At 68.0% G+C, this 12,303-nt stretch carries 11 protein-coding genes; 6 read left to right on the plus strand and 5 right to left on the minus strand.

Annotation, left to right across the window (positions count from 1 at the left end):
- Positions 1 to 41 precede the first annotated feature (41 nt).
- Together NXI30_16515 and NXI30_16520 are read left to right on the plus strand one after the other, a co-directional pair.
- A complete protein-coding gene (locus NXI30_16515; protein ID MCR9095826.1) occupies positions 42 to 1,193 on the plus strand; it encodes a sulfotransferase in 1,152 nt (383 codons plus the stop codon).
- Between the two features lie 46 nt (positions 1,194 to 1,239).
- Positions 1,240 to 2,025 carry an SDR family oxidoreductase gene (locus NXI30_16520; protein ID MCR9095827.1) on the plus strand — a complete coding sequence of 262 codons (786 nt, stop codon included), beginning with the start codon at positions 1,240 to 1,242 and terminating at the stop codon, positions 2,023 to 2,025.
- A gap of 9 nt (positions 2,026 to 2,034) precedes the next feature.
- On the opposite strand, the gene NXI30_16525 is transcribed toward NXI30_16520, so the two are convergent.
- The gene (locus NXI30_16525; protein MCR9095828.1) at positions 2,035 to 2,535 is read right to left on the minus strand and encodes a helix-turn-helix transcriptional regulator; all 501 of its coding nucleotides are present in this window, start codon (positions 2,533 to 2,535) and stop codon (positions 2,035 to 2,037) included.
- Positions 2,536 to 2,626: 91 nt separating this feature from the next.
- Here NXI30_16525 and NXI30_16530 point away from each other — a divergent pair, with 91 nt between their 5' ends.
- Both NXI30_16530 and NXI30_16535 read left to right on the plus strand, forming a co-directional pair.
- Positions 2,627 to 2,962 (plus strand): hypothetical protein, encoded by a 336-nt coding sequence (locus tag NXI30_16530; GenBank protein MCR9095829.1) that lies wholly within the window; start codon positions 2,627 to 2,629, stop codon positions 2,960 to 2,962.
- Between the two features lie 21 nt (positions 2,963 to 2,983).
- Entirely contained in the window at positions 2,984 to 3,376 is a 393-nt protein-coding gene (locus NXI30_16535) for a hypothetical protein (GenBank protein MCR9095830.1), read from the plus strand.
- A 23-nt stretch (positions 3,377 to 3,399) separates the two neighbouring features.
- On the opposite strand, the gene NXI30_16540 is transcribed toward NXI30_16535, so the two are convergent.
- The 4 genes from NXI30_16540 to NXI30_16555 all read right to left on the minus strand — a co-directional run bounded on the left by NXI30_16540 (position 3,400) and on the right by NXI30_16555 (position 9,949).
- On the minus strand, positions 3,400 to 4,686 hold the full coding sequence (locus NXI30_16540; protein ID MCR9095831.1) for an amidohydrolase: 1,287 nt from the start codon (positions 4,684 to 4,686) through the stop codon (positions 3,400 to 3,402).
- 82 nt (positions 4,687 to 4,768) lie between these two features.
- Positions 4,769 to 6,031: a CoA transferase gene (locus NXI30_16545; protein MCR9095832.1), complete on the minus strand. Its 1,263-nt coding sequence runs from the start codon at positions 6,029 to 6,031 to the stop codon at positions 4,769 to 4,771.
- A 362-nt stretch (positions 6,032 to 6,393) separates the two neighbouring features.
- Positions 6,394 to 8,901, minus strand: a complete 2,508-nt coding sequence (locus tag NXI30_16550; protein ID MCR9095833.1) for a sulfatase — start codon at positions 8,899 to 8,901, stop codon at positions 6,394 to 6,396.
- Between the two features lie 193 nt (positions 8,902 to 9,094).
- A complete protein-coding gene (locus tag NXI30_16555; protein MCR9095834.1) occupies positions 9,095 to 9,949 on the minus strand; it encodes an SDR family NAD(P)-dependent oxidoreductase in 855 nt (284 codons plus the stop codon).
- A gap of 87 nt (positions 9,950 to 10,036) precedes the next feature.
- Here NXI30_16555 and NXI30_16560 point away from each other — a divergent pair, with 87 nt between their 5' ends.
- A complete protein-coding gene (locus NXI30_16560; GenBank protein ID MCR9095835.1) occupies positions 10,037 to 10,702 on the plus strand; it encodes a WHG domain-containing protein in 666 nt (221 codons plus the stop codon).
- Positions 10,699 to 11,937 carry a cytochrome P450 gene (locus tag NXI30_16565; GenBank protein ID MCR9095836.1) on the plus strand — a complete coding sequence of 413 codons (1,239 nt, stop codon included), beginning with the start codon at positions 10,699 to 10,701 and terminating at the stop codon, positions 11,935 to 11,937. Before NXI30_16560 ends, NXI30_16565 begins: the two co-directional genes overlap by 4 nt.
- Positions 11,938 to 12,303 lie beyond the last annotated feature (366 nt).

Here is a 12,303-nt window from a genome sequence, read left to right on the forward strand (position 1 = left end):
GAACTTGATACAACTGGTCTCCCGACGACGAGGACCCTTTCATGCTCGACCGCGAAATATTGATGCAGGCTGCCCGGGATGCCACCGGCCTCGACGACTTCGGTCCGGACGATTTCGAGGAGGGCTTCGCCGTCCTGCTCGAGTCCTACGCGACCGACGCGAACCTGACCGATCTGGGCGTCCAGCTCGCCCACGACGAGATCGTCGGTGACCTGGTCGGTCGCCTGCAGGTCGTCGAGCAGCTGAAGCAGCGCCCCGAGATCCTCGAGACGAAGCTCGAGCGCCCGATCTTCATCCTCGGCCTGCCCCGTTCGGGCACGACCACGATCCATCACCTCCTCCAGCAGGACCCGGATAGCCAGGTCCTCGAGTACTGGCTCGGCGTCGTGCCGAAGCCGCGCCCGCCCCGGGAGACCTGGAAGGACGACCCGGACTTCCAACGTGTCGCCGAGGTCCTGCGCCTGACTTACGAGTCCGACCCGGGCCTCCGCGCCCTGCACGACGTCTCGGCGGAAGGCGCCGGCGAGTGTCGCTTCGTGTTCCGACACCTCTTCAAGGACGACTCCTACGACCACACGGCCTACCTGCCGAGCTACCGGGCCTGGTTCGACGCGCAGCCGATGGACGACGTGTATCGCTGGTACCACGACGTACTGAAGCTGATCCAGTATCCCGACGACGTGGGCAAGCGTTGGATTCTCAAATACCCGCCGCATCTGCGCTGCCTGAAGGAGCTCTTTCGCGAGTTTCCCGAGGCTTGCGTGATCCACACCCACCGCGACCCGGCCAAGGTCATCCCGTCCTTCGCGAGCCTGCTGACCCACTTCACGGCGGTCTACGAGAAGGAGGTCGATCCGCACCAGGTCGGCGCCCTCGCGGCGCGGCTCTGGAAGGAGCGGATCGCGCAGGGCGTGATCGACCGCAAAGAGCTGGATCGCGAGTCCCAGTTCGTCGATCTCCACTTCCGCGAGGTCCTCGCCGACCCGGTCGGCTCGCTCCAGAAGGCCTTCTCGGCGCTGGACCTGCCGCTCTCGGACACGGCGATCGCCCGGATGACCGACTGGCAGAAGAGCCACCAACCCGAGCGGCACGGCGCCCACCAGTACACCGCGGAGGAGTACGGGCTCGACCCGGACGAGCTCTCCGAGGCGTTCCGCGAATACCGCGACCAGTACGGCATTCCGAGCGAATGACCGCACCGCGATCCACGACTCGATCCACGAGAAGGAGCTTCGAACGATGAGTCTCATGATGGAAGGCAAGACGATCGTCGTCGCCGGCGTCGGCACCGGCCTCGGAAGTCAGGTCGGCCGACTCGGCCTTCGAGAAGGCGCGAACGTCGTCCTCGCCGCGCGCAGCCGCGACACGCTCGAGTCGATCGCCACGGAGCTCGATCCTTCGGGCGATCGGGTGCTGACCGTGCCGACGGACATCACGGACGAGAGCCAGTGCGACAAGCTCGCAGACGAAGCCGTCAAGCGCTTCGGGGGAATCGACGCGATCTGCCAGGTCGCGGCCCAGGACCGCTTCTTCGGCGGTCTCGGCGAGGTGACGCGCGAGGAGTGGCTGGCCGCATTCGATCTCGGCGTGATCGGCTCCGCGCAGTTCACGAAGGCCTGCGTCCCGAGCATGAAGAGCCGGGGCGGCGGATCGGTCATCTTCATCGGATCCCACGCCGCGTTCATCCCGCTCGTTCCGCAGATCGCCTACGGCGCCGCCAAGGGCGCGCTCACGAGCGCCTCCTACTTCATGGCCAACGAGCTCGCCCCTGACAACATCCGCGTGAACACCGTCGTCGCGACCTACATGTGGGGGCCCGCGCTCGAGGGCTACATCAAGGAGACGGCGGAAGCGCGTGGCGTGAGCGAAGACGAAGTCGCGGGGGAGCTCTCGAGCACGATGCCCCTCGGCCGGATCCCCTCGGACGCCGAGGTCGCCGAGGCGGTGATCTTCTTCGCCTCCGATCGCGCGTCGACGATCACCGGCCAGCAGCTCCTGGTGAACTCCGGCCTGGTCATGCGCTGAACGAGCGGGCTACGCGGTTCGGGCCGGGCGAAGGCGCTTCTTCGTCGTCTTTCGTCCCGTCGCCCAGGCCCCCGGTCGATAGTCGACGCGAACGTCGGCCCCGACGGGCTCGTCGCACGCCTTGCACCGAAGCTCGAACCCCTCGGCCTCGCCGCAGGTGGAATGAACCAGCTCGGCCGGCGGCGGCCCGCCATCACTCAGCCACTCGTCCCCCCACGCGACGAGGTTCAGCACGACCGGCAGGAGCCCGAGCCCCATTTCGGTGAGGTGGTACTCGTAGCGCGGCGGCGCCTCCGAATACGCACGCCGCGAGAGCACCCCGTGCTCGACGAGCTTCGTGAGGCGTTCCGTCGCGATCGCGCGGCTCGACCCGGTCCCCGACAGGAAGTCCTCGAACTTCGACTTCCCGCCGAAGGCCTCCCGCAGGAAGAGCAGCGTCCAGGGGTCGCCGACCACCGACAGGCTCCGCGCCAGCGAGCAGACCTGGGTCCCGACTTCGTTCCACTTCATGAACCGCGCCCCTTGCCGACGGGTTGCGTGACCCGCGGAGTGAGTCTAGATTCTAGACTTAATCCCGACCACGCACAACGGAGACGCAACCATGGATCTCTATTCCTGCATCATCCAGGAAGGGCAAGCCGCAGACGAGAAGCGGGACGCTCTCGAAGCAGGGCTCCGTCGGCTCGGCCAGGAGTTCTTCGGCGACGCCCCCGACGCGGAGGTCGGCATCCGCTGGACCCGGCACGCCCCGGGCTGGGCGTGGACGGCGGGCGAGCCCAGCACCTCGTCGATCGTCGTCCGCTCCGTACCCGTTGGCTTCGACAACGACCGCCGGGAGGAGTACCTCCACGCCGTCGTCGCCTTCTGGGCCGAGACGACCGGCTGTCACGTCAACGAGATCGTCGCCACGGCCTTCGACGGGCCGCTCGCCATCTAGACAGAGACAAGGAGAGAACCGATGCCCCTCTACCGCTGCGCAATTCTCGAAGGCCAGAGCACCGAGGAACAGCGCGCCCAGATCGCCAAGGAAGTCGTCCGGATCCACTGCGGCGTGACCGGCGCTCCGGCCGTCTTCGTCCACGCCTTCTTCTCCGAGCGGAAGGCCGAGGACCTTCCGGAGGGCCAGCGCGCCTTCGTCTTCGGAACGATCCGATGGGGTCGTACGGACGAGCAGAAGGGCCGGATCGTGTCCGACCTGACGACGAGCGTCGCCGGCATCCTCGGCCTCGGCGAGGACGAAGTGGGCGTGACGACCGTCGACATCCCGTCGAAGTGGAACATCGAAGGCGGCGCGATCATGCCCGAGCCCGGCGAGGAAGAAGCCTGGCTGGCGAAGCACCACGCCGGCTAGGAAGGCCCCTGCCCTTCGCAGGCCTACGCCTGCCGCGCGATCTCGCTCTCCCAGGGCGCGTCCGGATCGGCGACGACGGAAGCCGGCACGTCCATCCGGAAGAGCTCGGCGGCGTTCTTCCAGGTGATCCGCTCGAGATCCGCGTCCGGGATCCCCTCGAACTGACGCGCGAAGTGGTCCTGCGTCGTCGGCCAGTTCGAATCGGCGTGGGGATAGTCGCTCTCGATGAGCAGGTTCTCGACGCCGATCCGGTCGCGGGTCTGGAAGCCGGTCGGGTCGTCGATCGCGCAGAACCAGAAGTTGCGCCGAAGCACCTCCGACGGCTTGAGCTCGTCCTGCCAGGTGCCGTACATGGCCGAGTACTTGAGCACGTGGTCGAGGCGATCGAGGAGTCCCCCGACCCAGCCGATCCCCCCTTCCGAGAGGCAGATCTTGATGTTCGGGAAGCGGACGGGAATCTGGGAGTAGAGCCAGTCCGTCGCCGAGAACATCGCGTACCCGAAGAAGAGGACGCCGACGACGTCCGGCGGCGCGTCGTCGGAGGTGCTCGGCGCCGTGCTCGAAGAGCCGATGTGGAGACAGACGACGGTTTCGGTCTCCTCGCAGGCCGCCATGAGCGGGTCCCAGTGACCCGAGTGGAGCGTCGGAAGTCCGAGCTTGTCCGGCGCCTCGGAGAAGGTCACCGCGCGGAATCCCCGCTCCGCGTTCCGGCGAACCTCTTCCGCGGCGACCTCGGGATCGAGCAGATAGGGAATCTGCATCGGGATGATCCGCCCCGGATAGCTCCCCGCCCACTCCTCGTGGCACCAGTCGTTCCAGGCACGGACCGCGGCCAACGCGAGCTTCGGATCCTTCGGCAGCAGCTGGAGTCGCTGCCCCGCGAAGCCGGGCAGGAAGGACGGAAAGTTCATCGAGGCCCACACCCCTGCCGTGTCCATGTCCCGGATCCGCGCGTGGATGTCCCAGGCCCCGCGCCGCATCTGGTCGAAGCGCGCCGGCTCGAAGCTGTACTCCGTGACGGGGCGCCCCACGACGGCGTTGAAACCGACGTTGGGAAGCACTTCGCCGGCGTAGGTCCACACCTCGCCACCGTCGTCCGACTCGATCACCTTCGGCGCCTGGTCCGCGAGCGCCTTTGGGAAGCGTCCCTCGAAGGTGTGCGGCGGCTCGACGATGTGATCGTCGACGGAGATGATCGGCCAGCGGCGCTTCTGGCGGGGCGGTTCGGGCAGGAACGTGACGCGGCGCTCGCCGCCGCGTCCCGCGACGGTGAAGTCCGTCTGTCGCTGGAGGTCCTCGAGATCGGCCATGAATGGAATTCCCTCGGCGGACTCTCGCCGCCTCGGGCAATCCTAGGCGATCGGATGTCGCCTGGCCGGACCCGCCGGGGTCCTAGATCGCACCGGCTTCCCGGAGCGCGTCGACCTTCTCCGCGGAGTAGCCGAGGAGCTCGCCGTAGACGATCTCGTTCGCCGACGCCTGCGGCAGGCCGGGAAAACGGATCTTCGTCGACTTCTCGCCGAGCAGGCGGAAGGGGATGTTCGGCATCTTGAGCTCGATCCCCGTGGCGGGATCTTCCACGTAGTAGAAGCTCCCACGCTCGGCGTAGTGCTCGTCCTCGTCGATGTCGGCCATCGTGAGGATCGGCCCTGCCGTGATGCCTTCCTTGGAGCAGATCTCGAGGACGTCGGCCTCGGTCTTGGTCGAGTGCCACTCCTGGATGATGTCGTTCAGGATGTAGCGATTGCCGATCCGATCGACGTTCGTCTTGAAGCGCTCGTCCTCGATCAGCTCCGGCTGGCCCATGACCTTCGCGAGGTTCTCCCAGGGCTTCTGGGCGGAGCAGGACAGCGCGATGTAGCGGTCGTCCTTCGTCTTGTAGACGCTGCGCGGCGCGGCGGAGCGGAGCTCGTTGCCGATCGGCTCGGGGTTCTGGCCGGTCAGCTTGTAACCGACGAACTCGCCGCCGAAGTAGCCGAAGAGCGCCTCGTAGAGCGAGATGTCGATCACCTGGCCACCCTTCACCCCACGCTCCTGGCGCATCATCGCGAGCGAGATCGCGTAGGCGAGATGGATGCCCGTCGTGAGGTCGGCGAGAGCGTGGGGCGGCGAGAGCGGCCCCTTCTCCGGGTCGCCGTTCAGGTAGGAGAAGCCGCTGTACGCCTCGGCGAGGGTCCCGAAGCCGGGCTGCTGGTTCTTCGGGCCGGTCATGCCGTAGCCCGAGACCTTGCCGATGATGATGCCGGGATTGATCTCGAGGATGTGCTCGTGGGAGAAGCCGAGCCGGTCCATCGCACCGACGCGCATGTTCTCGATCAGCACGTCGCTCTGCTTGATCAGCTCCGTGAAGATCTCCTTCCCTTCGTCGGCCTTCATGTTGATGGTGACCGGGAACTTGTTGCGACCCACGACCGAGTGGTACGGCTCGATGCCGAGTTCCTTGAGGGTGCTCCAGCCGCGCAGAGCGTCCGGCAGCTTCGGGTTCTCGATCTTGATGATGTCGGCGCCGGCGTCCCCGAGCATGCAGGCCGCGTAGGGGGCGGCGACGACCGTCGAGAAGTCGAGCACGCGCTTGCCCTCGAGCGGCAGGCCTTCGAAGCAGCTCGCCTGGCGCTGGCCGGCGATGAATTCGTTGAGTTCTTCTCGGGTTCGCATGTCGGATTCCCTCGTTGGGGTCGGGGTTCGGGTCGGGGCTCGGGTCGGAATCGGTTCGGGATTCACCGCCCGCTTCGGGTCGGGCGTCGGCGATCTCGCGGGGCGTCGGCCGATCGTCCGCGGGCGCCGCCGCCGATGGGTCGTGGCGTCCTCGGAGGCCGGGATCCGCGCGCAGAACGCGCCGGCGGGCCCCAGACCGGCCGCAGGATAGGCGCTCGCGAGGGCGCTGCAATGACTCGCGGCCCGCGGGCATCGGGCGCCGCCGGCAACGCGGCGGCAAGCACGCGACGGGCCGGCAAACGCGCGAAGCGGCGGCAAGCACGCAACGGGCCGGCCAACACGCGACGCGGCGGATCCGGCGCTCAGTCGACGAGATATCCCATCGCCCGGAGCCGGGCCTGGGTCTCCGGATCGAGCTCGATCGTCCGTTCGTCTCTCCCGACGAGGCGACGAGCGACCTCCTGGTTCCCGGCCTGGAACTCGGCGAGGAACGACATCGCCTCGCGTGCGAGGGCCCGGGCCTCCGGCGTCTCGACCGGGGCCGTCTCCCGGGGATCCGAGCGCACGTCGAAGACCCGGACCTTCTCCCCCGCTTCCGGGTCCGCATCGACGCGTCGCGCGTCCCCTTTCAAGCGGATCGAGCTCAGGACATGGTGGCCCTCGAAGAAGACCGAGCCCCACGGTCGGGCATCCTCTGCCGCGCGCCCGATCACTTCGTCCGACACGACGATGTCGTCGACGGGCGTCTCACGCGCGCCGCCACGAAGCGTCGAAGCCCAGGAGCGGCCCTGAAGCGGCAGCGCCTCCCTCGGAACCTCGAGCAGGTCGAGGATCGTCGGCATGACGTCGATCAGTCCCGCCGACGCGCGAATGCGCTGGCCCGCCGGGATCCGTCCCGGCCAACCGAACACGATCGGCACGTGCAGGACCTGTACGAAGCCGGGCGGATGGTGCTCCCAGAGGTCGTGCTCTCCGAGATGCTCGCCGTGGTCCGACACGAACACCATCAGCGTGTTCGCGAGCCGACCGGAGGCCTCGAGGCGTTCCAGGAAACGCGCGATCACCTCGTCGTTGTTGCGGATCTCGCCGTCGTAGCGCGCGCGGCGACCGGCGCGAGTCGGCGACGCGATCCACTCCGGATCGTGGCGCACGACGTCGGGCGTCTCCGGTTCGCTCCCTTCTTCGAGGTCGCGGAACCACGCGTCGTGGGGCGCCGGCGGATCGTACGGACCATGGGGATCGACGACGTGGATGTAGAGGAAGGTGTTCCGGTCGGCGTGCCGTGCGATCCAGCGGTCGAGCGTCGGGCCGATCACGTCGTCCGTCGAAGGGCTCACTCCGAAGACGTTCCGCTCCCGAGGTGCGCCCTCCCCCGTCGCGATCGGGTAGTCCTGGAACAGGTGGTCGAAGCCCTGGTCGATCCCGGAGAAGGGGCCGGCGTTGCCGTTCGGAACGAAGGCGGCCGTCGCGAAACCCTGTCGACGGAGCACCTCGGCCAGGGTCACGTGGCCCTCGTCGAGGCGCTGCGTGAAGTCCCAGACGCCCGTCGTCGTCGGGAAGAGCCCCGTCATGAGCGAGGGTACGGAGGGCCTCGTCTTCGTCGCCTGCGCGTACCCGTACTCGAAGACGGCGCCGCCCCGCGCGTATGCATCGAGGCCCGGCGTGGTCTCGCGCGCGTATCCGTAGGTCGAGAGGTGATCGGCCCGCAGCGTGTCCTGGAGCAGCACGATCACGTGCATCGGCGCGCGGGGCGATGTCGAGACGGTCGGCGCGCTCCAGAATCCGACACCGCCGGAGGCGCCCTCGGTCCGGAGTCGGAGCGTGACGTCCTTCCCCGCCCAGCGCGCCAGCGAGACGTCCACGTCTCGCCAACCCGCTCGATCGGCCACCATCGCGTCGACGAGTCCCGTCGCCTGTCCGCCCTCCAAGACGTCGACCCCGAAGCGGATCGGCGCGGACGAGTCGTGGACGGCGAGACCCGTGCGGAGGCGCGTGGGCGTCGGCGGGAGTGCGAGATCGTATTCGAGGGTCACGCCGGCGCCCGTATGGAGGACCCGCCGACGTTCGAGCGCGATCTCCTCGTCGCTCACGCCCGTCGGGGCCGCCGCATAGCGTTCCTGGACGGAGACCCATCGGACCGAAGCGATCTCGAGGTCGTCGTCCCGGTCGAGGGAGGGACGGAGCCAGACGCGCCGGATCCGCCCGCCGGCGGGAACGCGCTTTCGAAGGAGATCGCGGAGATGGATCCGATAGGTATGGAAGGCCCCGTCCGGCGTCGTGTCGACGTCCAGGATCGCGACCCGCGCGTCCTCGCGCTTTCCGAGCGACGCCTCCCGATCGGCGCTCCACGCCCACTCCATCCGACGAATGGATCGCGTCTTCAGTCGGAGTTCGAGCGCCGCGACTCGCTCGATCGGAACGTCGATTGGACCGGCCGTCGTGAGCGCATCGCCCTTGCGATAGTCGATCCGCAGGACGTCGCCGTCGTGCGCGTATTCGCTCGCGTCCGGGCGGAGCACGAGGGGCGCGAGCCCAGGCTCGACCGCGGAGGATTCCGCTCGATCGGGTTCCTCGATGCGACGCGCCTCGGCGAGCCGGTCGTCGAGGCGCCAGACGAATCCGTTCGCGGGATGGACGTCGAGCGCGGCCAGTGTCCGCGCTGCGTCGAAGTCCTCGAGTCGATCGAAGAGCGCGGCGTTTCGTTCGAGGTGCTCCGCGGCGCGTGCACGGAAGCGCTCGAGGCGCGTGCCCTCGACGGCCGGAGGTTCGACCGTCGCGCCGTCGTCCCCATGACACGCGGGGAACGAGGCGAGCAGCGCGACCGAGAGGACGAAACTGAAGAGGACAGGGACGAGACGCCGGACTCGCATCGAAGGTCATCTCGCTCGTGGCCGAGGGTGGGAAGCCGCGCGGGCGCGCCCCTCACGCACGCGCCGTCCGCAACATACCGAGCGCGGCCGCGCGGATCAGCCCGCGACCGCGTTCAGCGGAGCGGCAGCCGTCGCTCCAGGCGTTCGGCGCGTGCGGCGGGAACGAAGTCGATGAGGCAGACCGGGACCCGGATCATCGCGGGATCTCCTTCTTCATGAACGCTTCGAAGTCGGCCTCGTAGGCCGGGTTCCAGCGGGAGAGCGCGGGACGGTTCTCGATCAGGTCGTAGGTGTTCCAGAGCACCCGCTTCTCGTCCATCTCCCGCGTGACGTCGTTGTCGGGACACAGGACGTAGAAGTCGCCGCGCCGGAGTGACTCGAAGAGGAAGTCGGTCACCTGCTCGGGCAGCCAGGCACCGTCGGGCTTCTCCTCGACGAAGCGCTTGATCAGGCCCGTGAACGTGAACCCGGGAACGAGGAGGTGCGCGGTCACGCGTCCCTCCGTCTGCTGGAGGAGCGTGTGCGCGAGGCCCTCGGTCAGGCTCTTGATGCCGCTCTTGCTGACGTTGTAGGCGGTGTCGCCGGGAGGCTGGGTGATGCCCTGCTTCGAGCCGGTGTTGATCACGAGGCCCGGCCGACCGCTGGCGACCATCTCGGGGACGAAGCGCTGGACCCCGTGGAGCACGCCGAAGAGGTTGACGCCGAGCACCTTGCGCCAGCCATCGGGGTTCGAGAGCGCGTCGCCCCCGCCGCCGACGCCGGCGTTGTTCATCAGGACCGAGACCGGGCCGAAGCGGTCGGCGACCGCATTCGCGAGGCCATCGACCGAAGCCGCGTCCGACACGTCGGTGACATGGCCGAACACTTCACCCGCGCCGGACAGGCCCTCGACGGCGCCCGGCAGGGTCTCCTCGTCGTGGTCGGCGAGGCAGACGCGTAGCCCGGAGCGAACGAGTCGCTCGGCCGTGGCGAGCCCGATGCCGCTCGCGCCGCCGGTGATCACGGCGACGTTGCCCTCGGCGAGGGCGGGGTGGATGTCGGAGGACATGAGGATCTCCTCGGGAGGGATGTGCCGAAAAATATTAGCTTGACGATGTTAATTTAACAGTGATATAAATACGCGGTCGGAGGCGCCATGGCCAGACCCCAGCGCAGCGAGAGCGAGATCGAGGCCTTCCGCGAGCAGGCTGCCGCCGCGGCGCTCGAGATGGTCGAGGAGGACGGCGTCGCCAGTCTGACCCTGCGCCGCCTCGCCCAGCGCCTCGGCTGCAGCTACGCGAAGCCGTACGGCTACTACCGCGACAAGGAACACCTGGTGGACGCCGTGCGCGGCCAGGCCTTCGACCGACTCGCCCGGTTCTTCCACGAGTACGAGGGCAGCCACGGCGTTCCCCACTTCGGCACGGCCTATCTGCGCTTCGCCTTCGAGAACCCCGAGACGTTCCGGCTCATGTTCGAGCTCCGACAAGACCTCGTCTCGGAGACGACTCGGGCCGCGCAGCAGCGAGCCTGGGAAGCGTGCTCGGAGCCCATCCGCGAGCTCGTCGAGCAGGGCCATCTCGAAGGCGATCCCGACCTGATCGCCCACGTGACCTGGGCCGCGCTCCAGGGGCTCGCCGCCCTCGCCCTCGCCAACCAGCTCTACCTGGGCAAGTCGGTCGAAGAGATCGCCGGTGGGATGCAGAGCATCCTCCGCGGCTTCCTTCCCGGCGTGGCGGACCGCCCCCTGCCCTGGACGAACCCCGCCCACGATCCCGCCCACGACGTCTCCCCCACCCTCGCCGCAGGAGAAGAAGCATGAAACCCGGAGACGTCGACCTCGCCGACCCCATGAACCCCGTTCGCTACGCGGGAGCGCCGGTCGAGTACTTCGAAGTCCTGCGTTGCGAGGACCGGGTCCACTGGAACGAGCTGACCGACGCCGGCCGCATGGAACGCCCGTCGATGCAGCGCGGCTTCTGGGTCCTGACGAGATACGACGACGTCGTGCGCGCATCGAAGGACCACGCCCACTTCTCTTCGCACCGAGGCGGCCCCGTCCTGTGGGATCTCGAGCACGTCGAGAACGCGCTCCCGACCCAGCGTGCCGGCATGATGGGCATGGATCCGCCGGACAGCACCCGCTACCGCAAGCTGATCTCGCCCCCCTTCACGCCGCGCGAGATCGCGAAGCTGGAACCCGTCATCACGCAGAAGGCGAAGGAGATCGTCGACGCCGTGGCGGGGAAGGGGCGATGCGACTTCGTGATGGAGCTCAGCTGGGACCTGCCCATCCAGATGATGTGCGAGTTCATGGGCGTCCCCCACGAAGATCGCGGGCTGATCTTCGATCTCTCGACCGCCGCGGCGACGCCGGAGGGGAAGACGGCCGAGGAGCATCAGGCCGCGACGGGTGGACTGGCGATGTACGCCCTCGGGCTCGCTCAGAAGAAGCGCGAGAACCCCGACGAGGGTCTCGTCAGCCGCTACGCGAACGGTGAGGTCGAGGGCGCCGAGCTGACCGACCTCGAGATCGCCCAGTTCTTCACGACGCTCTCGATCGCGTCCCACGAGACGACCCGAAACACGTCGAACCACCTGATGCGACTACTCAGCGAACACCCGGACCAGAAAGCGCTCCTGCTGAGCGACCTCGACGCGCTTCTCCCCAACGCAATCGAGGAGACCCTCCGCCACTCGCCTCCAGTCATGCAATTCAGACGGACCATGGCTCAGGACCTCGAGCTCCGCGGCAAGAAGCTCCGCGAGGGCGACAAGGTCTACCTGTCCTACGTCTCCGCGAACCGCGACGAGGACGTCTTCGAGGACCCGAATCGCTTCGACATCATCCGCCAGAATGCGAAAGACCACCTCGCCTTCGGCAGCGGCAACCACTTCTGCCTGGGCGCCGGCCTCGCGCGGATGCAGCTGCGGGTCCTCTTCACCGAGCTCCTGACGCGGCTACCCGACATCCACGTCGTCCAGCCTCCGGAGCGACTGACGACCGTGTGGTTCGACGCGATCCAGAAGATGGAAGTCGAGTTCACGCCGAACTGAACGTGCTCTCCGCCGAAGCCGCCGGCGAATCGGCCTGCGCGCTCGGAGCCGGCACGCGCGTCCTGCTTCCGCTGCTCACCATGTTCGTGCGAGGCGAACGACAGGGGCCCGAGGAGCCGTCTCGCAGGCCGCCGTGCGCGAGGGGCTCTCGCGTGAGGGCGAGGCGCGAGTAGGCCGACACGTGGAGGCAGGGGAGGAAGTCCTCGACCGAGGGGGCGGTCGCCCCGACTAGTTCTGGGGCCCAAAGGGCTTGTTGACACCTGAGATTCCTTCGGAGGAAATGGGGTTGCAGACCAACCACCTCCACCGAAGGGAGATCTCAGGTGCAACTCCATCCTAACGCGAAGCTGACGCCGAAGACGCGGC

This window comes from bacterium (assembly GCA_024742285.1).
Lineage (GTDB): Bacteria > Myxococcota_A > UBA9160 > UBA9160 > UBA4427 > UBA4427.